At 62.4% G+C, this 21940-nt stretch carries 25 protein-coding genes; 13 read left to right on the forward strand and 12 right to left on the reverse strand.

Translation table 11 applies throughout. The features are described 5' to 3' along the window. Nucleotides 1–33: 33 nt before the first annotated feature. A complete protein-coding gene (locus tag IM737_RS07725; RefSeq protein WP_236899340.1) occupies nt 34–789 on the reverse strand; it encodes a Crp/Fnr family transcriptional regulator in 756 nt (251 codons plus the stop codon). 140 nt (nt 790–929) lie between these two features. Here IM737_RS07725 and IM737_RS07730 point away from each other — a divergent pair, with 140 nt between their 5' ends. Further along, entirely contained in the window at nt 930–1298 is a 369-nt protein-coding gene (locus tag IM737_RS07730; RefSeq protein ID WP_236899341.1) for a response regulator, read from the forward strand. Here the strand turns inward: IM737_RS07730 and IM737_RS07735 are convergent. Both IM737_RS07735 and IM737_RS07740 read right to left on the reverse strand, forming a co-directional pair. After that, nucleotides 1295–1849 (reverse strand): RNA polymerase sigma factor, encoded by a 555-nt coding sequence (locus tag IM737_RS07735; RefSeq protein ID WP_236899342.1) that lies wholly within the window; start codon nt 1847–1849, stop codon nt 1295–1297. The two genes, IM737_RS07730 and IM737_RS07735, sit on opposite strands and share 4 nt — an antisense overlap. Nucleotides 1850–1853: 4 nt before the next feature. After that, nucleotides 1854–2042 carry a NepR family anti-sigma factor gene (locus tag IM737_RS07740; protein WP_236899884.1) on the reverse strand — a complete coding sequence of 63 codons (189 nt, stop codon included), beginning with the start codon at nt 2040–2042 and terminating at the stop codon, nt 1854–1856. 183 nt (nt 2043–2225) lie between these two features. Between IM737_RS07740 and IM737_RS07745 the strand changes: the two genes are divergently transcribed. From IM737_RS07745 to IM737_RS07755, 3 genes are all read left to right on the forward strand, one after another. After that, nucleotides 2226–3020 (forward strand): response regulator, encoded by a 795-nt coding sequence (locus IM737_RS07745; RefSeq protein WP_236899885.1) that lies wholly within the window; start codon nt 2226–2228, stop codon nt 3018–3020. A 113-nt stretch (nt 3021–3133) separates the two neighbouring features. Then, on the forward strand, nt 3134–3298 hold the full coding sequence (locus tag IM737_RS07750; protein ID WP_236899343.1) for a DUF1328 domain-containing protein: 165 nt from the start codon (nt 3134–3136) through the stop codon (nt 3296–3298). Between the two features lie 91 nt (nt 3299–3389). Continuing rightward, nucleotides 3390–4367 carry a sensor histidine kinase gene (locus tag IM737_RS07755; protein ID WP_236899344.1) on the forward strand — a complete coding sequence of 326 codons (978 nt, stop codon included), beginning with the start codon at nt 3390–3392 and terminating at the stop codon, nt 4365–4367. On the opposite strand, the gene IM737_RS07760 is transcribed toward IM737_RS07755, so the two are convergent. Further along, nucleotides 4352–5149, reverse strand: a complete 798-nt coding sequence (locus tag IM737_RS07760) for a YdcF family protein (protein ID WP_236899345.1) — start codon at nt 5147–5149, stop codon at nt 4352–4354. The two genes, IM737_RS07755 and IM737_RS07760, sit on opposite strands and share 16 nt — an antisense overlap. A 177-nt stretch (nt 5150–5326) precedes the next feature. Between IM737_RS07760 and IM737_RS07765 the strand changes: the two genes are divergently transcribed. The 6 genes from IM737_RS07765 to IM737_RS07790 all read left to right on the forward strand — a co-directional run bounded on the left by IM737_RS07765 (nt 5327) and on the right by IM737_RS07790 (nt 10117). Beyond that, complete coding sequence (locus IM737_RS07765; protein ID WP_236899346.1) at nt 5327–6124, forward strand: ABC transporter ATP-binding protein; 798 nt, start codon at nt 5327–5329, stop codon at nt 6122–6124. A gap of 48 nt (nt 6125–6172) precedes the next feature. Then, on the forward strand, nt 6173–6925 hold the full coding sequence (locus tag IM737_RS07770) for a transporter substrate-binding domain-containing protein (RefSeq protein WP_236899347.1): 753 nt from the start codon (nt 6173–6175) through the stop codon (nt 6923–6925). Nucleotides 6926–7129: 204 nt separating this feature from the next. After that, nucleotides 7130–7939 carry an ABC transporter permease subunit gene (locus IM737_RS07775; protein WP_236899348.1) on the forward strand — a complete coding sequence of 270 codons (810 nt, stop codon included), beginning with the start codon at nt 7130–7132 and terminating at the stop codon, nt 7937–7939. After that, the gene (locus IM737_RS07780) at nt 7939–8673 is read left to right on the forward strand and encodes an ABC transporter permease (RefSeq protein ID WP_236899349.1); all 735 of its coding nucleotides are present in this window, start codon (nt 7939–7941) and stop codon (nt 8671–8673) included. Before IM737_RS07775 ends, IM737_RS07780 begins: the two co-directional genes overlap by 1 nt. 7 nt (nt 8674–8680) lie before the next feature. Then, nucleotides 8681–8968: an MTH1187 family thiamine-binding protein gene (locus IM737_RS07785; protein ID WP_236899350.1), complete on the forward strand. Its 288-nt coding sequence runs from the start codon at nt 8681–8683 to the stop codon at nt 8966–8968. Nucleotides 8969–8974: 6 nt separating this feature from the next. After that, on the forward strand, nt 8975–10117 hold the full coding sequence (locus IM737_RS07790) for a succinylglutamate desuccinylase/aspartoacylase family protein (RefSeq protein WP_236899351.1): 1143 nt from the start codon (nt 8975–8977) through the stop codon (nt 10115–10117). 147 nt (nt 10118–10264) lie between these two features. Here the strand turns inward: IM737_RS07790 and IM737_RS07795 are convergent, their stop codons facing one another. Beyond that, the gene (locus IM737_RS07795; RefSeq protein ID WP_236899352.1) at nt 10265–12658 is read right to left on the reverse strand and encodes a putative bifunctional diguanylate cyclase/phosphodiesterase; all 2394 of its coding nucleotides are present in this window, start codon (nt 12656–12658) and stop codon (nt 10265–10267) included. A 207-nt stretch (nt 12659–12865) separates the two neighbouring features. On the opposite strand from IM737_RS07795, the gene IM737_RS07800 reads away from it, so the two are divergent. After that, the gene (locus IM737_RS07800) at nt 12866–14227 is read left to right on the forward strand and encodes an aminotransferase class I/II-fold pyridoxal phosphate-dependent enzyme (protein ID WP_236899353.1); all 1362 of its coding nucleotides are present in this window, start codon (nt 12866–12868) and stop codon (nt 14225–14227) included. A gap of 9 nt (nt 14228–14236) precedes the next feature. Continuing rightward, nucleotides 14237–14629, forward strand: coding sequence for a response regulator (locus tag IM737_RS07805; RefSeq protein WP_236899354.1), 393 nt, complete (start codon nt 14237–14239; stop codon nt 14627–14629). 202 nt (nt 14630–14831) lie between these two features. Here the strand turns inward: IM737_RS07805 and IM737_RS07810 are convergent, their stop codons facing one another. From IM737_RS07810 to IM737_RS07825, 4 genes are all read right to left on the reverse strand, one after another. Further along, nucleotides 14832–15227, reverse strand: a complete 396-nt coding sequence (locus IM737_RS07810; protein ID WP_236899355.1) for a response regulator — start codon at nt 15225–15227, stop codon at nt 14832–14834. Between the two features lie 23 nt (nt 15228–15250). Then, a complete protein-coding gene (locus tag IM737_RS07815) occupies nt 15251–17137 on the reverse strand; it encodes an ATP-binding protein (protein WP_236899356.1) in 1887 nt (628 codons plus the stop codon). Between the two features lie 111 nt (nt 17138–17248). Beyond that, nucleotides 17249–18460 carry a mannonate dehydratase gene (uxuA, locus tag IM737_RS07820; RefSeq protein WP_236899357.1) on the reverse strand — a complete coding sequence of 404 codons (1212 nt, stop codon included), beginning with the start codon at nt 18458–18460 and terminating at the stop codon, nt 17249–17251. Nucleotides 18461–18532: 72 nt separating this feature from the next. After that, nucleotides 18533–19147 carry a trimeric intracellular cation channel family protein gene (locus IM737_RS07825; RefSeq protein ID WP_236899358.1) on the reverse strand — a complete coding sequence of 205 codons (615 nt, stop codon included), beginning with the start codon at nt 19145–19147 and terminating at the stop codon, nt 18533–18535. Between the two features lie 90 nt (nt 19148–19237). Between IM737_RS07825 and IM737_RS07830 the strand changes: the two genes are divergently transcribed. Beyond that, nucleotides 19238–19858 (forward strand): hypothetical protein, encoded by a 621-nt coding sequence (locus IM737_RS07830; RefSeq protein ID WP_236899359.1) that lies wholly within the window; start codon nt 19238–19240, stop codon nt 19856–19858. 148 nt (nt 19859–20006) lie between these two features. On the opposite strand, the gene IM737_RS07835 is transcribed toward IM737_RS07830, so the two are convergent. Genes IM737_RS07835 through kduI form a run of 3 tightly spaced genes read right to left on the reverse strand, consistent with a single transcriptional unit; the run spans nt 20007 to nt 21938 of the window. Next, the gene (locus IM737_RS07835; RefSeq protein WP_236899360.1) at nt 20007–20342 is read right to left on the reverse strand and encodes a cupin domain-containing protein; all 336 of its coding nucleotides are present in this window, start codon (nt 20340–20342) and stop codon (nt 20007–20009) included. 4 nt (nt 20343–20346) lie between these two features. Continuing rightward, the gene (gene kduD, locus IM737_RS07840) at nt 20347–21111 is read right to left on the reverse strand and encodes a 2-dehydro-3-deoxy-D-gluconate 5-dehydrogenase KduD (protein ID WP_236899361.1); all 765 of its coding nucleotides are present in this window, start codon (nt 21109–21111) and stop codon (nt 20347–20349) included. Then, nucleotides 21108–21938, reverse strand: a complete 831-nt coding sequence (kduI, locus tag IM737_RS07845) for a 5-dehydro-4-deoxy-D-glucuronate isomerase (protein WP_236899362.1) — start codon at nt 21936–21938, stop codon at nt 21108–21110. Before kduI ends, kduD begins: the two co-directional genes overlap by 4 nt. Nucleotides 21939–21940 lie beyond the last annotated feature (2 nt).

A 21940-nucleotide genomic window follows, 5' to 3' on the forward strand; every position in this document is an offset into this window, starting at 1 on the left:
ATGGCAGTGGCATATTTGAGGCCGACCTTGTGTTCATATCAATGGTCGCTTGCGCTCGGATGGTCCCTCCCAGCCGGAGACCTCCATCAATCCGTCGATATCGACAACCTCACAGGCGCGGTCGAGCCAGCGTATCATCTTGCGATCAGCCAATTTTCGCAGCGTCTTGTTGGTATGGACGATGGAAAGTCCCAGCGTATCGGCAACGTGCTGCTGGGTAATGGGGATATGCAGCAATTTGCCGGTCCCCAGCCCCACCGATGCCGCACGATGGTAGAGGAACGCGATGAGGTAGGCGGCCCGCTCCATTGCCGTGCGGCGCCCCAGGCTCAGCAAATGCTCGTCGAGCATGCGCTCCTCCTGCGCCGCCAACCAGGTGATGTCGAACCCCAGTCCGGGGTGATTGCGGAACAGCTCGTTGAGCCGGTCGCGCTGGAACACGCAGAGCACCAGCGAGGACAGCGCCTCCACCGAGTGCTCCATCTCCCCGATGATGGAGCCTTGCAGCCCCACCAGATCACCCGGCAACATGTAGTTGAGGATTTGTCGCCGTCCGTCGGGCAGCGACTTGTAGCGAAACGCCCATCCTGAGAGCAGGGTGTACAGGTGCGCGCTATGCGTCCCCTCCGACATCAGGGTCGTGCCGGTTTCGGCCGTCAGTTCGCCTGTCTTGAACGATGAGACAAAGCGCAGTTCCTGCGGCTCGAACTCCCGGAAACTGCCGATGGCGCGCAGTGGACATTGCTCACATGGGACACGTCGTCCGGAGCTTGGGAGGACGTAACTCAATGGGCACCGGAAGCGTTGGAAGTGAGAATTAGGCGATCAACGCGCCGAGCTCTAAGGCGTTCCAGCACATGTCAAATTTAAATGACGGCGACGCCATCGCTCGTCACTAAGGGGTGGGGCTCAGATTTGTGGAACCACCCATGCTGGACGGCAAGACCATCCTCGTTGTCGAGGCCGAATTTCTCATTGCGCTCGATATCCAGCGAATGCTGGAAGGCATGAGCGCGGACCAGCTGCTCTTCGCCCGCAGTGCTGATGAGGCGCATGAGCTCGGACAGCATTGGGATGCGCTTGGCCTTGCCATCGTCGAGCTTCGGCAGCACCAGCCTGTGTCGATGGCACTCGTGCAAAGCCTTCGCGACAGGGATATCCCCGTCGTGATCAGCTCTGCTGATGGCGCCATACGACAAGGACACCCGGATTTTCCGGGCGTCCCTGTGCTTGTCAAACCCATGGCAGAGGACGATCTGGCCAACGCGATACGCCAGATTCTACCGGTGTCACCCTAGAACGAGTGGTTGTGGGTCGTAACCTGCGCCGACACCGCGTCCGGACCGTAATCTGCCTCGCCCGATATCTTGAGGATATCCTGTAGGCGCGTGCGGGCACGGCTGACGCGGCTCTTCATCGTGCCCACGGCGCAGTCGCAGATGTCGGCCGCTTCCTCGTAGGAAAACCCAGAGGCCCCGATGAGAATCACCGCTTCGCGCTGATCGTCGGGCAGTTGTGACAGGGCCTTCTTGAAGTCCTGCATATCCATCGAGCCGTACTGTGAGGGATGCACGGACAACCGCTCGGTGAACGCGCCATCGCTGTCCTGCACTTCACGGCCGCGCTTGCGCATCTGGCTGTAGAACTCATTGCGCAGGATGGTGAAGAGCCAGGCCTTGATGTTGGTGCCCATCTCGAAGCTGGACTGCTTGGCCCAAGCCTTCATCACGGTGTCCTGCACCAAGTCATCGGCTTTGTCGTGCTTGCCGGTCAGCGACACAGCAAAGGCGCGCAGGCTGGGCAAGGTCGCGAGCATCTCGCGCTTGAACGTCGTCGGTTCTGTGGTCATGGCGCTACTCCCCGCCACGGGGTGCGTTCTTGTCCTTATGCTGCTGTTCGGCGGCATCGAGCTTTTCGAGCAGGTCGAGCAGCTGGTCAGGAACGCCTTCGTCCTGCACCGCGCCGTAGAGCGCACGCAAACGTGCGCCGATGTCCGTATTCGGACCCAGCCCATCATCTGCCCGCCCCGCCTGCGTCCGCATACGTTGCTGGGTCACCAGTTTGTCCTTTATCATGCCTAGACCGATTATCTTGAGATTGCCCCGTGTTCCGCACTAAATGCACCACGGACAAAAAAGTTCCGCAAGCTCAGGAACTTTTGGCGGCAGCTTCCGTTTAGAGGTTTCGTGCGCCTAAAAGCGTCAAGCGTCACTGGGAGTTCACTAATGACTTTGTCCACGCGGATTGCTCCGCACCTGCCGTACCTGCGGCGGTTTTCCCGGGCTGTGACCGGGTCGCAAACCTCCGGCGATGCTTACGTCGCTGCCACTCTCGAAGCTCTCATTGCCGATGTTTCGTTGTTTCCCGAAGCAACGAACGACCGCATTGCGCTCTATAAGCTCTTTTCAGCACTGTTCTCCTCATCGGCGGTGAAAGTTCCGCAGCCGACCTCTCGCTTCGCGTGGGAACAGCGTGCTGCGACCAATCTGGCCAATCTCTCACCGCGCCCGCGCCAGGCCTTTCTGCTGGTTGCCGTAGAAGGCTTCACGCACGCGCAGGCCGCTGAGATTCTGAGCGTGAAGGACGATGCGTTTGCCTCGCTGCTGGAGGAAGCAACGATCGAGATCTCGCGCCAGGTGGCCACCGAGATCATGATCATCGAGGACGAGCCGCTTATCGCCATGGATATCGAGCAGCTGGTAGAAAGTCTCGGCCATAAGGTGGTGAGCGTCGCGCGCACCCACAAGGAAGCGGTCAGCTTGTTCGCACAGACCCGGCCGCGCATGATCCTGGCCGATATCCAGCTCGCCGATGGCAGCTCGGGCATCGATGCGGTCAACGACATCCTCAACACCCATTCGGTGCCGGTGATCTTCATCACCGCCTTCCCCGAGCGCCTGCTGACCGGCGAGCGTCCCGAACCGACCTTCCTGGTCACCAAACCGTTCAACCCGGACATGGTCAAGGCGCTGATCAGCCAAGCGTTGTTCTTTGACGAAGGCTCCCGCGCAGCGGCCTGATTTTCGACCAACTGCTTGCAAAGGCCGGGTTTTTCCCGGCCTTTTTTATGCCGTGCCGGAACCGGGCTGAAGCTCACCCGTTGTGGAAACAGTAATTCCGCAAGGAGATTTCCATGCTCTACTATGCGCTCGTATTTCTGGTGATCGCGCTTATTGCCGGCGTGCTCGGCTTCGGTGGTATTGCCGGCGCCTCGGCGGGTATCGCCCAAATCCTGTTCTTCCTGTTCCTGGCCTTCCTGGTCATCTCCCTTGTCGTGGGTTTTATCCGACGCGCGTGATCGGGCCTGCCTGCCAATGACTGGTAGCGAAACGGCCTCGCCTCCGGGCGAGGCCCTTTTTGTCCCTGGTCGGTGAATGTGAGTATTGTCCATGTCCCAGGGGCCAACCGACCAGTTCATGCAGACAAGGCTGCGCGCCCTGTCTGCGGCCTTGCGCGGTCGGGGCGTCACTGTGCTGCACCAGAATACCGACCATCGTTTCGATCTTGCCGAAAACCTCCCTGCCGCCTGGCCGCAGGTAGAAATGATGGGCCGACGCGAGGCCGATGTCCTGCCCGCCGTCCTGGCGGAGCCTTTCGCCCGTGCCCACGATCTCTGCCGCGCCATTGGCCAGGCGCAAACGCTGGAATTCGAGCTGAACGACGGCACCCGTCAGCACCACTTCGAGGCCCAGCTGCTGCCCGACGAAGATGGAGTTACCACTGTCATCAGTGATGTCAGCGACGAGCACCGCCGCGAAGCCACCATGTCATCCCTGCTGCGCGAAGTGAGCCACCGCTCCAAGAACCTGCTCGCCATCGTCCAGTCGGTGGCTATGCAGACCGCCCGGCACAGTGAGGGCATCGAGGATTTTCTACGCAAGTTCCGCGGTCGCCTGCATGCCCTGTCGAGCACGCAGGATCTCGTCACCGAAAGCAATTGGCGCGGAACCTTCCTGCAGTCGCTGGTTGCATCCCAGCTGACCCGCGTCGGCCATGCAGCTCTGGCAAACCTGCGCGTCACCGGCGTCAACCCGCTGCTTGGGCCCAACGCATCCCTTCATGTCGGTCTCGCCATCCACGAACTCGCCGCCAATGCCGTGCTGCATGGCGCGCTGGCCGAAGGAATGGCCGGCAATGTGTGGGTTGATGCGCATCTCGAAGCACGTTCGGGAGACGCCCCCGATCTCGTGATCGAATGGCAGGAAGTGGGCATCGACGCGAGCCGCCCCCGGCATGAGCCACGGTTCGGCACCCTGGTGCTGGAGCGTATCGTCCCACTGTCCGTGGGCGGAAGCGCCGAATTCTCCATCGACAGCGACAGCGTTCGCTATCGCCTGACCATCCCCGCCGATCAGTTCGAACTTTGAGCCGGCAGGAACTCTGCAATCCTGCCAGTCCAGTGATAGACCGCCAGGCCGATCCACTCCTTGATCGCAATGCTGGTTGTATTGACGTTATGGGCCGGATTGGCCACGTCCAACCCAAAGCCCTCGCGACCTGAACTGCGGTAATCGGTCGGCCACGGCACCACCTCGATACCCACCCGCCGGAACAGCCCGACCGATCGCGGCATGTGAAAGGCCGAGGTGACCAGCACCACCGGCCCGTCGATCTCCCCGATCATGCCGGCGGTCAGTTCGGCATTCTCGTCGGTATTGCGCGACTCTCCCTCCAGAACGAGGCGCTCCGGCGCTATGCCCATGGCAAGGAAGAAGCGCTCGGCGGTGGCGGCCTCCGCTTCGCCCTGTTCCAGAATGCCCGCGCCGCCTGAGAAGACGAGGCGCGCTTCTGGGTAGCGTCGCGCCAGGACCACCGCCTCCGTCAATCGATCCCCCGCTTCGTTGAGCTCGCTGGTCCCGCGCGCCGTGCTCACCCGCGCATGCGTCGACCCGCCCAGCACGACGATCGCATCGACCGTCGCCGGCATCTCCGCCGGTCGCACGAAGCGGTCTTCCAGCGGCCTGATGATCAGGAAACCCAGCGAACTGAACGCGCAGAGGGCCAGCACAACCAAGGCCATTATATTGGCAGTCATCCCCAGCCGACGGCGGCCGAACGTCGTCAGCAATATCCCAAGCAGCAGCAGCGCGAGGATCACACCGAGCGGCTGCGCAACCACCCAGAACAGCTTGGACAACACGTAAAACATGGGCGCTCCACCAATATGCAAGCTTGGATAGCGCAGCCATAGCCCGTGGACCACTGCTCTTTCCGCTTGCTATCTCGCTCGCATCTGCTTTTCTGGAGGCGGTCAAGATTGCCAGCCTCAAAAAAAGGCAATCGCCAGTCAGGAAGGCGCCCGCTTCGAGCGGGCTATCGGGTGAGCATGGCGCAAGCTGCTGCCGCAGTTGCGGAAAAATTGCCGGTCGTGGACATCCGCGACCTGCATAAGTCTTTCGGCGACCTCGAAGTCCTCAAGGGCATTTCCTTTTCTGCCCGCGAAGGCGAGGTTGTGTCGCTTATCGGTTCTTCCGGTTCGGGCAAATCCACCCTGCTGCGCTGCATCAACATGCTCGAAGTGCCCAATAGCGGCACGGTCTCCATCGACGGCGAGGAGATCGTCCTGCGCGGGTCCGGCACTCATCGCCAGATCGGCGACGAGAACCAGATCCGTCGCATTCGCTCCGAGCTCGGCATGGTGTTCCAGAGCTTCAACCTGTGGGCCCACCTCACCATCCTCGAAAACGTCATGGAAGCGCCGCTGGTGGTCCAGAAGCGCGCCAAGGGCGAAGTCGAGCAGGAAGCACTCGCCATGCTGGCCAAGGTCGGCATCCGCGAAAAGGCCAACGCCTATCCCAACCAGCTCTCGGGCGGGCAGCAGCAGCGCGCCGCCATCGCCCGCGCGCTCTGCATCAATCCCCGCGTCATGCTGTTCGACGAGCCAACTTCCGCGCTCGATCCCGAACTCGAAGTCGAAGTTCTGCGCGTCATCAAGGTGCTGGCCGACGAGGGCCGCACCATGATCCTGGTGACCCACGACATGGAATTCGCCCGCTCGGTTTCCGATCGGGTCATCTTCCTCCACAAGGGCTGCATCGAGGAGGAAGGCACGCCCGATCAGGTGTTCGGCGCGACCAAATCCGCCCGCCTCAAACAGTTCCTCAACGCCGCCGACCACGCCTAGAAACCAAGAACAAGAAAACAACAGACTACTCACCCCAAGGAGAAACTCATGAAGAAGCTCATCCTCGCCGCAGTGACCGTCCTGGCCCTCGGCTCTGCCGCCCAGGCCCAGGAAACCGTGCGCATCGCCACCGAAGGCGCCTACGCGCCCTGGAATTTCCTCGATGACGCCGGCAAGCCTGCCGGCTTCGAGATCGATCTGGCTGCCGCAATCTGCGCCCAGGCTGGCCTCACCTGCGAAGTCATTACCAATGACTGGGATTCGATCATCCCCAACCTGCTCGCCGGCAACTACGACGTGATCATGGCCGGCATGTCGATCACCGACGAGCGCCTCGAAACCATCGACTTCAGCCAGAACTACTTCCCGCCCGATCCGTCCAAGTTCGTCGCCGCTGCCGGCGCCGGCATCGACCCGTCCGCCCTTGAGGGCAAGCGCGTCGGCGTCCAGGGCGGCACCATCCAGGCCGCTTATGCCGAGGAAAACCTCGGCGCCAACAACACCGTCGTTTCGTTCGGCACTGCCGACCAGGCCATGGCCGATCTGGCCGGCGGCAACCTCGACACCATCCTGGCCGATGGCGCCTATCTCGAACCCGTCGTCGCCGCCTCCAGCGGTAGCCTCGAATTTGTCGGCGAAGACGTGATGATCGGCAACGGCGTCGGTGCTGGCCTGCGCAAGGACGAAGCCGAACTCAAGGCCAAGTTCGACGACGCCCTGACCGCCCTCAAGAAGGATGGCACTGTCGACAAGCTGATCGCCCAGTGGTTCGAAGGCCGCGGACCGTATTTCGCCGAGTAACGACCAGGTATTGAGCCCGCTGCCTCACCCCCTCCCAGCCTCCCCCATCAAGGGGGAGGTGCCGGGCGGTGGGCGGGGGGCAGATTAGTGCCACATCCCCGATATGCACCTCCCCCTTGATGGGGGAGGGTGGGAGGAGGTGATGGGAGCCCAAATGCAGCTGGAAGAACCGACTGTGATGTACGCCGACAAGACCCTCAGCCCATGAGCGAAGACCTCGCCTTCTGGCTGAGCTACATCACCAACGGCAAGCATCTCACCTGGTATGCAAGCTTCCAGTTCACCATTTTCGCTGCCGTTGTCGGCGGCACGCTGGCCGTCGTCTTCGGCCTCATCGGCGCCACCCTCAAGAATTCCCGCTTCTTCCCGCTCCGCGTCATCGGTTCGATCTATTCCTCGATCGTCCGCGGAGTGCCCGACGTGCTGTTCTTCCTGTTCTTCCCGCTGGCCTTCGAACAGGCGGTGGAGTGGTTCATCGCCAGCCAGGTCTGCACGCCCGAAACGCTGGCCGCGCAATCGGCCGCCTGGCCGCCCTGCAAGGAAGCCAACTGGTTCCTCGGCACGCCCGAATACCTCATCCTCGCCTCGGTCTCGCTCGGCCTCGTCTATGGCGCCTTCGCCACCAATGTCATCCACGGCGCCCTGCGCTCGGTGCCCAAGGGGCAGCTCGAGGCTGCCCGGGCCTATGGCATGAGCGCCAGCCAGGTGCTGTGGCGCGTCCATATCAGGCAGATGTGGGTCTATGCCCTGCCCGGCCTCTCCAATGTCTGGATGTTGATCATCAAGGCGACCTCGCTGCTCTCGCTGCTGCAGATTGCCGATATCGTCCTGTGGGCCGATCGGTTGGGAGCTCCCAACTTCCTGCCAACAGTGGGCCTCGTGCATGACGACTGGCGCTGGCGCTACTACCTCGTGCTGTTCGTGTTCTACATCCTCGTGACGCTCGTCTCCGAGAAGGTCTTTGGCGCCATCATGAACCGCATGGGCCGCGGTATCCTGAGCGAGGATCGCTGATGGAGCGCTTCTTCCAGGAAATCGCCCTGTTCGCCCCATCAGTGGTGTTCAACATCTACTTCGCGGTTGCCTCGATCCCGCTCGGCTTTGTCGCTGCCGTGTTCCTGGCGCTGGGCAAGGATTCGGCCAATCCGCTGATCTCCCGCCTCAGCCGCGGCTACATCTACGCCTTCCGCGGCTCGCCGCTCTTCATCCAGTTCTTCATGCTCTATTCGCTGGCTTTGTCCTTCAACATCAGCGTCTGGAAGCCGCTCGGCATCTCCTGGTTCGTGCTGCACCCGCTGTTCATTGGCCCGCTGGTGCTGACCCTCAACACCGCCGCCTATACCGCCGAAATCTTCTATGGCGCGCTCCGGGCCGTGCCACGCGGCGAGGTCGAGGCCGCCCGCGCCTATGGCATGTCCAGGACCCAGCAGTTCCGCCATGTCATCTGGCCCAATCTCATCCGTCTGGCCTGGCCGGCCTATACCAACGAGGTGGTGTTCCTGTTCCACGCCACCGCTATCGTCTATTTCGCCCTGCCGGTCATCGGCCTGCAGAAGGACCTGATGATCACGGCCAAGGAGCTGTTCGAACGCGACTACAATGCGTTCCTGCACTTCTCGGTCGCAGCGCTCTATTTCCTCGCTGTATCGCTGGTGGTTTTCTTCCTCTTCGGCCTGGTCTATCAGCGGTTGATGCGCCACATGCCGGCCGCCCCGCGCATGCGCTTTGCGCCCAAATGGATCAGATAGGCCAGCCATGAAGATCATCGCCGATCTCTGCATCGTCCCCATGGGCGTGGGACCGTCCGTCTCGCGCTACATCCGGGAAGTCCGCAACATTATCGAGGCCTCGGGCCTGGTCCATGTCATGCATGCCAACGGCACCAATATCGAAGGCGAAATGGCCGAAGTCACCCTGGTGGTCGAGGCCTGCTGCGCCCGGTTGACCGAACTGGGCGTCGAGCGCGTCTTCTGCACCATGTCCTTCTCGACCCGATCGGACAAACCCCAGTCCATGGCCGACAAGCTCGCCAGCCTCGCCTGAGGACCCATGACCTTCCAGCTCCACCGTACCGATCTGATCGGCGACACGCCCGGCACCACCACGGCGCTCCATTGGTTCACCGCCGGCCCAACCGACTCGCCCGTCCGCGTCCACCTGCAGGCGGCCCTGCATGCCGACGAGCAACCCGGCACCATGGCGCTGCATCATCTGCTGCCGCGACTACGCGACGCCGACGCTGCGGGCCAGCTCAGGGCTCATTTCACCATCTTCCCGTCGGTCAATCCGCTCGGCCTCGCGACATATTCGCTGCGGCACCATATCGGCCGCTACGACATCGAGACCGGCATCAACTACAACCGCCGCTGGCCCGACCTCTACCCGCTGATCTCAGCGGCGATATCAGGCAAGCTCACCGACGATCCACACGCCAATGTCGCCACCATCCGCGCCGCCGCTGCAGCCTGGATCGATTCCCAGCGGCCAGGCAGCGCCATCCAGCAGTTGCGCCTGCTCGTCCTTAAATCCGCCGCCGCATCCGACATCGTGCTCGACCTGCACTGCGACGACGACAGCCTCAAGCACATCTTCACCTCGCCCGAGCTGATGCCCCGTCTGCAGGATTTGGCCGACTGGATGGGCGTCGCGGCTACCCTCACCGCCGAGGATAGCGGCGGTGGCTCCTTCGACGAAGTCCTGCCCTCGCTCTTTCGCAAGGCGCAGCTCGACAACCCCGGCTATCCCATTCCTGCCGCCGCGGAAACGGCAACCCTCGAATATCGCGGTCGCGCCGACAGCTTCGACGCCCTGGGCCGGGAAGACGCCACCGGCCTTTTCGGTTTCTTCGCGTCACGGGGCCTGATCGCCGCCGATCCCGGCCCGCTTCCGCAGCCCGCTCCCGGCCCCACACCATTCGAAGCCACCGAAGTCCTCCGCGTCGACGCCCCCGGCCTCCTCGCCTATCGCGTCGAACTCGGGGACCGCGTGGTCAAGGACCAGCCCATCGCCGACCTCATTGCCATGGACGGCCCTGAAGCCTTCATGGCTCGCCGGCCCATTCTGGCGGGAACGGATGGCTTCGTGCTGTCGCGGGTATCGGGAAAGTACGTGAAACGCGGTGCGGGGATTGCGAAGATCGTGGGGACGCAGGTTTTGCCGGCACGGGCGGGTGGGTACCTGCTGGAGGACTAGGTTGTCCCGTCCCACGCCCTCGTGGTTCGAGGCTCGCGAAGAGCTCGCACCTCACCATGAGGGCTACGGGTAGCTCGGTGTCAAAGTAGCCCTCATGGTGAGGTGCGCTTCTTCAGCGCCTCGAACCACGAGGGCGTGGCACCGTGCCTACCCCGCCAGCCGCATCTCCGCCTCGGCCTTCACCGCAGCGCCCTTGCCGGGCACATGCGTCAGCAGGTAATGCGGCAGGTCGATACTGTCGAGCGGCCGGGCGAAGTAGAAGCCCTGCAGCTGATGGCAGGCGATGCCAGCCAGGAACACGGCTTGCTCCTTGGTCTCGACGCCTTCGGCTGTGATCTTGAGCTTGAGCGTCTTGCCCAGCGACGCGATCGCCTTGAGAATGTCGCGCGCCACTTCGTCGCCGCTCGATGCATCCACGAAAGACCGGTCGATCTTGATCTTGTCGAACGGAAATTTCAGCAGGTAGCTGAGACTCGAATAGCCGGTGCCGAAATCGTCCATCGCAATGGTCACGCCCAGCGCCCGGATTTCGGCCAGCTTCTCCACCACCTCGTCGGGATTCTCCATCAGAAGCCCCTCGGTAATCTCGATCTCCAGCCGCTCCGGAGCCAGTCCGGACAAAGCCAGCGCCTTCTGCACGATCAGCGAAATGTCCGACCGGCGGAAGTGCTTGGCAGACAGGTTGACCGCTACGGTCAGGTGATCAGGCCAGCTCGCTGCGGCCTTGCAGGCCTCGACAATGGTCCAGTCGCCGATATCGACGATCAGGTTGGAATGCTCGGCAATGGGTATGAACTCCGCCGGCGGCACCAGCCCGCGGATGGGGTGGTTCCAGCGGATCAGCGCCTCGAAGCCAACGGGTTGCTCGTCAACAGCGGAAACCAGAGGCTGGTAGTACAGCACCAGTTCATCATTGCTGATCGCGTCGCGCAGTTCCACTTCCAGCAGGCGCCGCTCGCGCGCTTCGGAGTCCATCTGGCTCTCGAAGAAACGGTAAACCGAACGTCCATCGGCCTTGGCGCGATAGAGCGCCAGGTCCGCGTTGCGCAGGATTTGGTCCGGCCGTGTGCCATTCATCGGCGCCATGGCGATGCCGATGCTGACGCCGATCACCACGTCCTCGCCATCGATGCCGTAGGGCTGCTTGATCTCGTCGATCAGCCGCGTCGCCAGCCGCGCTGCATTGTCCGCATCCGCGTCATTGGGCAGGATGATGGCGAATTCGTCGCCGCCCAGCCGCGCCGCCACGTCGGCCTCGCGCACCAAGGCGTTAATACGGCGCGCGACCTGCACTAGCAGCTTGTCGCCGGCCATATGGCCCTTGGTATCGTTGACTGACTTGAACTGATCGAGATCCAGGAACATCACGGAGAATGGGGTGCCATAGCGCTCCAGCCGCGCCACGCAGCTGTTGAGCTGCTCGGTGAACTTGGTGCGGTTCAGCAACCCGGTCATCGGATCGTGATGCGCCAGCATGGTGATGCGCTTTTCGGCCTGCTTCCGCTCGGTCACATCCGAGCCGGTGCCGATATAGCCGAGATAGGTGCCCGCCTCGTCGAATGCCGGCTTGCCCGTCAGGCTCCACCAGCAATCCTTGCCATCGGCGATCACCCGCAAATCGACATCCTGGAAGGTCTGGCGACCCTCGACATCCCGTTCGATATGGACCATCAGCGGATCGTTGGGCGGCGTGATGCAGCGCAGGAAATGCACGAAGTCCGCACCGCGCAACGCATCTTCAGCAACGCCGGTGGCGGCGGTGAACCCGCCTGAAAGCCGGTTGATGCTGCCATCGGCGTCAAAGCCCCAGATCCAGTCCGACGCACTTTGCTCGAACTCGCGCAGCAGCAAACCGATGATCTCGCGCTTTTCCTCGACCAGTGTCTCGGATGCGCGATGCGCCACAAAGGCGGCAGCATGGTTGAAGGTGATCATCACCATGATGAAGGTGAAGGCCATCAGCAGTGAACCTTGGGCCCAGATATCCGAAGTGGTCGAACCCATGCCAAGCACGCTGCCCAGCGCGCCGACGATCAGCGGTATCGTGAAGGCCGCCAGCGCCTGCGGGTAGTTCACCAGCGCCATCATCGAAATACAGAGCAGACCGCCGACCCCGATTGTCGCGGCCCCGCGCACCGTGCTGTTCTGATCCACCGGCAGCAGGTTGAGCACAAAACCCCACAGCGTCCCGAGCAGGAAGGCATAGAGGATCGTCCGCGCCACCGACCTATGCGGACGGCCATCCAGCGGCGACTGTGGATGCGCATATGCCAAATACATGCCGTGAAGCTGCACCAGGTTGATCACACTGGTCGCCACAGCGACCGGGACAAAGCGCGACGTCCCCCAGGTCAAGAACAAGAAGACGGCCGAAACCACCACCGAGGCCACCATCATGGCGGGTGTCATCTGGCTCACCGAGCCCAGTTGCTGGCGCAGCAGTTTCTGGCGGACATGCGGCGACAACCCGTCCGCACCGATGGCGCGATCGACAAAGTCGTTGATCAGGGAAAGCAGGCCTGCACCCGGTATGACGCTCATGAGGCCAACATGACGCGGAGCACTTAATTTTACGTATGCTGGCATTAGCATGCGCCCAGTATTCGCAGAACAGATACCGATCATTAAGCTCAAATTGCAGTTCAAAGCAGTTACGCAAAATAAACCGAAGCGCTTAAGTCGATTTTCAAGTCGCCTCCGTAGTTTTGCTCACAGATGGGCCAGAAAGGTCCGCTTGGAGAGCGTCGCATGAGCACCGATTTCACCCCAGTTCCAGAGGCCGCACTGACGGGCAGTCTGCGAGACTTCCGTGCGCCAGAAGGCCACAATCTGATGACCCGCATCGCCGGGTTCTACGAATGGCAGAACCTCCGCCGCGAGCACGAGCTGTGGCCCTATGCCCGCTCAACCTCGACAGCCCCAAAGGCACGTTGCGAGGCCAAGAGCGATACCGGTAGTGCCTTCTCCGGCATCAATTTCGCCAGCCAGGATTACCTGAGCCTGTCGTCCCACCCCGCCGTCAAGGAAGCCGCGATCAAGGCGATCGGTGAGTATGGCGTGCATAGCGCAGGCTCAGCCGCCCTGCTCGGCAACACCGCCAATTCGCTGCTGCTGGAACAGGGCCTGTCCTCGTTCCTCGGCAACCGTGAAGTCGTGCTGTACCCGACCGGCTGGGCTGCCGGCTACGGTTCGGTCCAGGGCTTCGTCCGCGCCAACGATCATGTTGTGATGGATATCCTGGCCCATTCGTGCCTGCAGGAAGGCGCCAAGGCCGCCACGCAGAACATCCACTATCACGGCCACCTCAATCTCGACGCGCTGGCCCGCAAGCTCGAGCGCATCCGTACCAATGACAAGGACAACGGCATTATGGTGGTGACGGAGAGCCTGTTCTCCATGCACTCCGATACGCCTGATCTGTTGGCGATGCGCGCCCTCTGCGACGAGTTCGGCGCCACCCTTCTGGTCGACTGTGCTCATGACCTGGGCTCGATCGGCGACGATGGCCTCGGTCACCTTGGCCTGCAGAACGCCATGGATGCGGCCGACATCATCATCGGCAGCTTCTCCAAGACCTTTGGCTCCAATGGCGGTTTCATTGCCGTTAAGACCAAGGCGGCCGCCGAGTATCTCAAGTATTACAGCGCCACCCACACCTTCTCCAACGCCCTGTCGCCCGTTCAGGCCGCAAGCGTCCTAGCCGCTCTTAACATCGTACGGTCCGAAGAAGGCCGCACGCTGCGCCGCAAGCTGATGGACAATATCTTGTACCTCCGTGCCGAAATGACCCGTGCTGGCCTTGAAACCCTCGGCGACCCATCGCCGATCGTTCCGGTGCGCCTCGGTCTTGAGGGCGTTGGCCGCTTCGCCTCGCGCCACCTGATGGCAATGGGCGGCATTGCCAACCTGGTGGAATACCCGGCCGTCCCCCAGGGCGGCGCCCGCTTCCGCTTCCAGGTCATGGCCGCGCATAGCCGCGAGGACATCGACCAGGTCGTGGCGATCCTGTCCAAGGCCATGCGCGATGCCGATCTCGAATACCGTCTCGGCCATGAAGGCCAGCAGGAAACCGGGCGCACACGCCCAGCACAATCGAGCGCAGCCGCCTAAGGATTGACGATGACTCAACCCCTCAAGCTGCTTGCGGTGGACGACGACGCGCCCTCTGCCGAGCTCATCGTGCGGGTGGCGGAACGCTGCGGCTACGAAGCCTTCGCCACCTCGGATTCGCGCGGCGTCATCAACCTCGTCGCGGCCCTGCGGCCCGACGTGATGGCTGTCGACATCTCGATGCCGCATGTCGATGCGATCGAACTCTTCCGCCTGCTCGCCGAGCAGCGCTATGCCGGCGAGATCGTCATCGTCAGCGGCCAAGACGAGGCGACGCTATCGATGGTGCAGCGCTCCGCCGAACTGATGGGACTCCATCGCCCCTACGTCCACCAGAAGCCGCTGGACTTCGCCCGCCTGCGCGAAACGCTGAACGGCACGAGGCTCGCCAAGGCGAGCTGAGCGACCAGCCGTACAAACGAACAAGCCCCCGATCATAGGGGGCTTTTTGTTAGGGGGGCACTAGGTGTGCCGAGCTTTGGGTCAAGGCGAGTCGAGAACGGCTGGTCTTCGAGAACCGGAGCGGAGCGTACTCAAGTACGTGAGCACCGGAAGCGCAGAAGACGGCCGTTCGCAGGCCGCCTTCACCCAAAGATCGGCGCACCTAGACCGCGATAATCGCGGCCTCCGGTGTCTTCGGCCCCAGCACGGCCTGCATCTTGCCCAGCAAGCGCGGTAGATCCACCGGCTTGGTGTCAAAATCGATACATCCCGCCGCCAAGGCGTTGGCCCTATCCGACTCAAACGCACTCGCGGTCAGCGCGATGATCGGCAAGGCCGCCGTTTCCGGGTCCGCGCGGATACGGCGCGTCGCTTCGCAGCCATCCATCTCTCCCAGGCCGATATCCATCAGGATCACGTCAGGCATCAACGACTTGGCCGCGGCAATACCACTCGGGCCGTCCTCGGCAAAGCGGATGGAGAAACCACGCCGCTCCAGCCGACGGCCCAGCACGTCGCGATTAATGGGATTGTCTTCAACGATGAGAACCAGCGTCATGCCCGGTGCTCCCTTCTATACTTCTATGCGTTTGCGGCTTTGGCACGGGCTTGCCCGCGCGTCGCCTTGAGACCGGCCAGCGCCGCCTTGACCTTGGATGCATCGAGCGGCTTCATCACGATGCCGTCGGCTCCCGCCGCCAGCGCCTTGCTGCGCTCGCTGAGGATCGAGATCATGAACACCGGAATGTCTGATGTGACAGGATCGGCCTTGAGTGCCGCCAGCACGTCCCAGCCGTCAAAGCCGGGCATCAGGATGTCGAGGAAGATGGCCGACGGCTTCACCGTCCGGGCGATCTGCAGCGCTGATTGCGGCGCGTCGGTGCAGATGGGCGTATAGTCTTCCTTGAGGAACAGCCGCTCTGCGAGTTCGAGGAAATTGCGGTCATCATCCACCACCAGCAGGCGCTCGCGCGTCGAGTGATTGGCCGAATGCCCGCTCATCCCCGCATAGGCGGCCGTGCGCTGTCCAACCTCGGCCTCGCTCTCGGCCAGAAATGCGTCTTCATCCTGGGTACGCCGCGCCACAACAACGGGCGCAACGGGCTCAGCCGGGGCATGTTCGGCTTGCGCCGGCAGGCGGATGGTGAACCGGCTGCCCTTGCCCAGTTCACTCTCGATCTCGATCTGGCCGCCCATCAGACGTAGCAGGTTCTGGCTCAGCGACAGACCCAGGCCGGTGCCGCCATATACGGCAGCGATCTTGGCGTTGGCTTGCTGGAAGTTGGAGAACAGTGCCTGCTGCTGCTCGCGCGAAATACCGATGCCTGTGTCAGCCACCGCAATCTCGACCCAGTCGCCCTTGCGCTTCACCGCCAGGGTGATCTGCCCGTTCTGCGTGAACTTGGCCGCGTTGGACAACAGGTTGAACACCGCCTGGCGCAGCTTGGTCGCATCGGCGCGCATCGTGCCCAGCGCGCCGCTTCGCTCGACCACGAAAGTGTTGGTGTTCTTGGCCGCCAGCGGTCGTGCAGTCGCCTCGACCTCGTCGATTAGTTTGTCGAGGTCCACGTTCTCGACGTGAAGCGCCATCTTGCCAGCCTCGATCTTGGAGATGTCGAGGATGTCGTTGACCATGGCCAGCAGGTGCTTGCCGGCGGCGCTGATCTTCTGCAGGTCGGCGATCTGCTCGCCGCGGCCATCGAGTTCGGCGTCCTCGAGCAGGATTTCCGAATAGCCCAGCACTGCATTGAGCGGCGTACGCAACTCGTGGCTCATCTTGGCCAGGAATTCGGACTTGGCGCCGTTGGCCCGCTCGGCCTCGTCCTTGGCACTGGTCAGCGCCTTCAGCGTATCCTGGTGCCGCTCGATTTCCTTGATCAACTCAGACTGGCTATCGACCACGCTCGAGTAATAGGCCGCCATCATGAACACGTAGATGTTGGAGCCCAGCGCAGAAAGCACCCCGGCCACCACCATCTTCTCGACCGGAATATGCACGGGGAAGTCAGCGTACAGATAGAAACCGTAGAGCGAACCGATACCGACGATGATCTGGCCGAACACGAAGGCGCGCGCCGTCCAGGTCGAGCCCAGATACATGAAGGCGAGCAGCGGCGTCAGCACGAACCACACCAGGAACGGCGAACTGGTACCGCCGTAATTGTAGGTGCCCCAGAGAATACAGAACGTCAGGTTCAGCACCGAGGCCATCGCCAGCGGCGTATAGGCTCTGGGGAACAGCTTCACCAGCGCCAGGAAGGGCCAGAAGCCATAGATCGACGCCGCCAGGATCAGCACATGCGGCGACGGGTCAGGATCGGCGAACCACAGGAACAGCGGGATCGGCGTCGCGATGATCGGCCCGAAGATATGGCTGATAATGAACATCTGCACGCGCTTGCGCGTATGCAGGTCATTCGCCATTTGCGCCGGGATGAACCAGTTCATCACCGCCTGAAAAACCGTCAATACGTTCACGGAGCCGCCTCGCGCCACAATACGGCACGACATTGGCCCCAACCCTTTGAGAAGTCGTAAACTATCGTTCCGAACGTGAACCTATATGGCCAATTCCAGGCCTCAGAGCCCCAGGCTGGCGTGTTCGAATGCCATCATCACCCCGCGCAACTCCGCCAACCCCTTCATCCGCCCGATCGTCGGATAACCCGGCTGCGAGCGTCGTCCAAGGTCGTCCAGAATGTCCTGTCCGTGGTCGGGCCGCATCGGGATTGTATGATCCTTCCGCCCGGCCGCCTTGCGCTTGTTCTCCTCGCGCACGATGGCCGCGATCAGCGCCACCATGTCGGTATCACCCGCCAGATGCTCGGCCTCATAGAACGAGCCGACAATGTCGTCATTGTCGCGCTTGACGTTGCGCAGGTGTAGAAAATGCACCTTGTCGCCCAGCCGCTCCATCATGCCGGGCAGATCGTTATCCGGCCGCGCACCCAGCGAGCCCGAGCACAGCGTCATGCCGTTGGCGGGACTGTCGACAGCGTCGAGGATGTATTGGTAATCCGCCTCGGTCGACATCACCCGCGGCAGCCCCAGCAGGGCAAACGGCGGATCATCAGGATGGCAGCAGAGGCGCAGGCCGAGGTCTTCGGCCACGGGCACAACCTCGTCGAGGAAGTCGACGAAATTGGCCCGCAGCCGCTCCCGGCTGATCCCGCCATATTCGCTGAGATGCGCTCGCACATCGTCCAGCGTCATCGACTCGGTCGATCCGGGCAAGCCCATGGTTACGTTGCGCGCCAGCTGCTTCTTGCCGGCATCGTCGAGGCCCGAGTACCGCCGCGCCGCTTCGTCGGCGATGGCATTGGTATAGTCGGTGGCCGCGCCCTGCCGTTCGAGGATATGAATGTCGAAGGCGGCGAAATCGTTGATATCGAACCGCATACAGGACCCGCCATTGGGCACGGTCCAGCGCAGGTCGGTGCGCGTCCAGTCCAGCACGGGCATGAAGTTGTAGCAGATCACCTCTACGCCGCTATCGGCCAGGTGCTGCATGGACACCTTGTAGTTGGCGATATGCTCGCGCCAGGCATTCTTCTGCTTCTTGATATCTTCGGATACCGGCAGGCTCTCTACCACGTCCCAGGTCAGTCCGGACGGCGTGCCGTCCTTCCGCGTCTGGATTTCCTGGTGCCGCCTAGCGATCTCCTCCGGCGTCCACACCACCCCGTTGGGCACATGGTGCAGCGCGCTGACCACGCCCTGCGCACCCACCTGGGTGATGTCGTCGATGCTGCACAAATCTTTGGGTCCGAACCACCGCCAGGTCTGTCGCAAATCATCGCTCCTACACTTGTATGGAAGACTGCTTGCCACAAGGCGGACGCCTGGAAAAGGCCTATTCGCTGGCTAGCGCAAATCCTTGTCATAGACGAACTTCGGCATTTCCCACTTCTTGAGAATGGCCAGAACGCGCAGCGGAAACCCCACCAGGAGGGCCACAGAGATCACCACTTCGGGATAGATGTTGGCCTGCAACCCGAAATAGTAGATCGCCCCGGTGACGATCGACACCGTGGCATAGAGCTCGCCGCTGAACACCAGCGGCACGTCATTGCACAACACGTCGCGCAGGATGCCGCCGAATATCCCGGTGACCATGCCCGCCACCAGCACGATCAACGGATGCGCTCCGACCTCCATGGCGATATTGCAGCCAATGATGGTGTAAACCACCAGCCCCAGCCCATCGAGCAGCAGGAATGGCCAGCGCAGCCTGTCGACCACCCGTACCAGGGCAATGGTCAGCAGCGCTGCCCCGCAGATTAGCAGCAGCACATAGGGGTTCTTCACCCAGAACAAGGGATAGTGGTCGAGAAAGATATCGCGGATCGTCCCGCCGCCCAGCGCCGTCACGCAGGCCAGCAGGCACACGCCAAACCAGTCCATCTTGCGCCGTCCGGCCGCCAAAGCCGCAGTCATCGCCTCAGCCGTCAGCGCGATGTAGAAAATGACGTTCAGCATCGTGCTTCTACCCCCATTACCCGATGTCGAAACCGGGTTGCCCTTCAGCACGTTACCGCAAGAGATTGCCGCGTCCAGAGCGAGAACAAGATGCGCCAGCCCAAATCCGTCAAAGCCCTCGAAGATCTCGGCCGAGTCCAACTCAGCGAAAACTTCTTCCTGCGCGATTTCCTCTATTCCGAAATCGCCATCATCCACGGCTTCCAGAACATCCCCGGCGACCCCGACCTGGCCATCGCTACCGGCAAAGTGCTCTGCGAAACCCTGCTCGAACCGCTGCAAGCGCGCTTCGGCAAGATCTCCATCCGCTCCGCCTACCGCTCGCCCGGGGTCAACCAGTTCGGCAACATCAACAAGCTCAACTGCGGCCGCAACGAAGCCAACTATGCCGGCCACATCTGGGACCGCCGCGACGCCGAGGGTCGCATGGGCGCCACCGCCTGCGTGGTCGTCAACCGCTTCGTCCCTTACTACGAACCCACCGGCGACTGGGAAGCCATGGCTTGGTGGATCCACGACCACCTGCCCTATTCCGACATGGAATTCTTCCCCAAGCTGGCCGCCTTCAACCTGCAATGGCGCGAGGAGCCGGTCAGGAGCATCTACAGCTTCATCCCACCGAGGCGAGGACGGTTGACGGAGCCGGGAAAGGCGAACTGGGATGGTCGGCACGATGAAGCCTATGCGGCGATGCTAGCGGAGGTTGGGTGACCCCCGAACCATTCCCAAACACGGTGTCATCCCGGCGAAGGCCGGGATCCAAGTCCGTGGTCATCAGCAACATCCAGCGTATGGGTCATTCACCGCATGGATTCCGGCCTTCGCCGGAATGACACCGCGAGTGTGAGAGCCTCCGCTCCTACAAGAAATCCGCCCGCATCGGCGTGAAGACATCCACCAGCCGGCCGCGCGTCAGCGCCACCACGCCATGCACCAAGCCGCTCGGCACAATGAAGCTCCCGCCCTGTTCCACCACTTGGGTAACCCCGTCGATCGTCACCTCGAACCGGCCCTCGGCGACATAACTCACCTGAATATGCGGATGGCTGTGCAGCGCACCTACCGCGCCCTGCTCGAAGCCGAACTCGACCTGCATCAGCTCTGGCGTATGGATCAGTACTCGGCGCGTATTGCCCGGCGCCAGCTCAACCCACTCGCTCTCGCCCGGCTGTGCAAACAGGCTTTGCTCAGTCATCTCATCACCTCGCCAGCCAGCCGCCATCCACCGGGATGACAGCGCCATGCATGTAGTTGGAGGCCTGCGACAGCAGGAACACCGCCGCGTCACCGATATCACCCGGCGCGCCCCAGCGTCCCGCCGGGATACGCCCCAGGATCGACGCCGACCGATCCGGATCGGCGCGCAAAGCCTCGGTATTGTTGGTCTCGATGTAACCGGGTGCGATCGAATTCACGTTGATCCCCTTGGCCGCCCACTCGTTGGCCAGCAACCGCGTGATCCCGAGCACACCGCTTTTGGACGCCGTATAGCTCGCCACCCGTATGCCGCCCTGAAAGCTCAGCATCGACGAGATATTGACGATCTTGGCCGCCCGGCCTGCGCCGATCGCCTTCTTCCCCAGCGCCTGGCACAGGAAGAACATCGTCTTGAGGTTGATATCCATCACCGCGTCCCAGTCGGCCTCGGTGAAATCCACCGCGTCGACCCGTTTGATGATCCCGGCATTGTTGACCAGCCCATCGATCGGCCCGTGGTCGGCCCATGCCGCATCAAACATCGCCTGCGCTGCGACGGTCGAACCGAGATCGGCACGAACCTCGACGAAGTCCGCCCCCTGCCCCGCCATCAGCGACGCTGTGACCTCCATCGACGAGCGCCCGACGCCGATCACCCTGCCACCGGCCCGACCAACGCTGAGCGCAATGCCCTGCCCGATGCCGGTATTGGCGCCGGTGACCATTACCGTCTTGCCGCTGAGGCTGAATGCCGAAAGATCGGTCACCGCAGCTCGTCCATGCCGACCTTGTCGACATCGGTATAGTCGACATTGTCCCCGGCCATCGCCCAGATGAAGGTGTAGGCCCCCGTCCCGGCGCCCGAATGGATCGACCATGGCGGCGAGATCACTGCCTGCTCGTTCCGCACGATCAGGTGCCGTGTCTCCTCCGGCTCGCCCATCAGATGCACCACGAAGGCATCCGGCTTGAGGTCGAAATAGAGGTAGGCCTCCATGCGCCGGTCATGCACATGCGCCGGCATGGTGTTCCACACCGAGCCCGGCGCGAAGCTGGTCAGCCCCACCACCAACTGGCATGTCTTGACACTGTCGGCATTGACGAACTGGAAGATCGAGCGCTCGTTGGCCGTCTCCTGGCTGCCAAGGTCGAGCCGCTTTGCGTCGCTCTGCTTGATCAGCTTGGTCGGATGGCTGGCGTGTGCCGGTGCGCTCAGCAGGTAATACTTCGCCCCCTCGCCGCCAAACCGCACATCCTTGGCGCCCATGCCGATATGGAGCATGTCGCGCGATCCCACGGCATAGTCCGTGCCATCCACCGTGATGGTGCCGGCAGCGCCGATATTGGCCGCGATCAGCTCGCGCCGGTCGAGAAAATTTGCCGTCCCGGTCGGCTTGATCGGCTCCAGCGCCAGAGGCGCCTTGCCCGGCATCGCCCCGCCCACCGCCATGCGGTCGTAATGGGTATAGGTCCAGTTGACCCCGCCCAGCGTGAACAGTTCCTCGATCAGGAAATGCTCGCGCAGTTCTTCGGTGTTCATCGTCCCGGCGCTGACCGGGTCGATGGCGAAGCGAATATCGAAATCGGTGCTCATAA

The sequence above is a fragment of the Devosia sp. SL43 genome (genome assembly GCF_021729885.1).
Taxonomy (GTDB): domain Bacteria; phylum Pseudomonadota; class Alphaproteobacteria; order Rhizobiales; family Devosiaceae; genus Devosia.

What these genes read in the sequence shown, in the direction of transcription:
- IM737_RS07730 (WP_236899341.1), top strand. Translation starts at nt 930, where the DNA reads ATGCTGGACGGCAAGACCATCCTCGTTGTCGAGGCCGAATTTCTCATT.
- IM737_RS07735 (WP_236899342.1), bottom strand. Translation starts at nt 1,849, where the DNA reads ATGACCACAGAACCGACGACGTTCAAGCGCGAGATGCTCGCGACCTTG.
- IM737_RS07740 (WP_236899884.1), bottom strand. Translation starts at nt 2,042, where the DNA reads ATGCGGACGCAGGCGGGGCGGGCAGATGATGGGCTGGGTCCGAATACG.
- IM737_RS07745 (WP_236899885.1), top strand. Translation starts at nt 2,226, where the DNA reads ATGACTTTGTCCACGCGGATTGCTCCGCACCTGCCGTACCTGCGGCGG.
- IM737_RS07750 (WP_236899343.1), top strand. Translation starts at nt 3,134, where the DNA reads ATGCTCTACTATGCGCTCGTATTTCTGGTGATCGCGCTTATTGCCGGC.
- IM737_RS07755 (WP_236899344.1), top strand. Translation starts at nt 3,390, where the DNA reads ATGTCCCAGGGGCCAACCGACCAGTTCATGCAGACAAGGCTGCGCGCC.
- IM737_RS07760 (WP_236899345.1), bottom strand. Translation starts at nt 5,149, where the DNA reads ATGTTTTACGTGTTGTCCAAGCTGTTCTGGGTGGTTGCGCAGCCGCTC.
- IM737_RS07765 (WP_236899346.1), top strand. Translation starts at nt 5,327, where the DNA reads ATGGCGCAAGCTGCTGCCGCAGTTGCGGAAAAATTGCCGGTCGTGGAC.
- IM737_RS07770 (WP_236899347.1), top strand. Translation starts at nt 6,173, where the DNA reads ATGAAGAAGCTCATCCTCGCCGCAGTGACCGTCCTGGCCCTCGGCTCT.
- IM737_RS07775 (WP_236899348.1), top strand. Translation starts at nt 7,130, where the DNA reads ATGAGCGAAGACCTCGCCTTCTGGCTGAGCTACATCACCAACGGCAAG.
- IM737_RS07780 (WP_236899349.1), top strand. Translation starts at nt 7,939, where the DNA reads ATGGAGCGCTTCTTCCAGGAAATCGCCCTGTTCGCCCCATCAGTGGTG.
- IM737_RS07785 (WP_236899350.1), top strand. Translation starts at nt 8,681, where the DNA reads ATGAAGATCATCGCCGATCTCTGCATCGTCCCCATGGGCGTGGGACCG.
- IM737_RS07790 (WP_236899351.1), top strand. Translation starts at nt 8,975, where the DNA reads ATGACCTTCCAGCTCCACCGTACCGATCTGATCGGCGACACGCCCGGC.
- IM737_RS07795 (WP_236899352.1), bottom strand. Translation starts at nt 12,658, where the DNA reads ATGAGCGTCATACCGGGTGCAGGCCTGCTTTCCCTGATCAACGACTTT.
- IM737_RS07800 (WP_236899353.1), top strand. Translation starts at nt 12,866, where the DNA reads ATGAGCACCGATTTCACCCCAGTTCCAGAGGCCGCACTGACGGGCAGT.
- IM737_RS07805 (WP_236899354.1), top strand. Translation starts at nt 14,237, where the DNA reads ATGACTCAACCCCTCAAGCTGCTTGCGGTGGACGACGACGCGCCCTCT.
- IM737_RS07810 (WP_236899355.1), bottom strand. Translation starts at nt 15,227, where the DNA reads ATGACGCTGGTTCTCATCGTTGAAGACAATCCCATTAATCGCGACGTG.
- IM737_RS07825 (WP_236899358.1), bottom strand. Translation starts at nt 19,147, where the DNA reads ATGCTGAACGTCATTTTCTACATCGCGCTGACGGCTGAGGCGATGACT.
- IM737_RS07830 (WP_236899359.1), top strand. Translation starts at nt 19,238, where the DNA reads ATGCGCCAGCCCAAATCCGTCAAAGCCCTCGAAGATCTCGGCCGAGTC.
- IM737_RS07835 (WP_236899360.1), bottom strand. Translation starts at nt 20,342, where the DNA reads ATGACTGAGCAAAGCCTGTTTGCACAGCCGGGCGAGAGCGAGTGGGTT.
- kduI (WP_236899362.1), bottom strand. Translation starts at nt 21,938, where the DNA reads ATGAGCACCGATTTCGATATTCGCTTCGCCATCGACCCGGTCAGCGCC.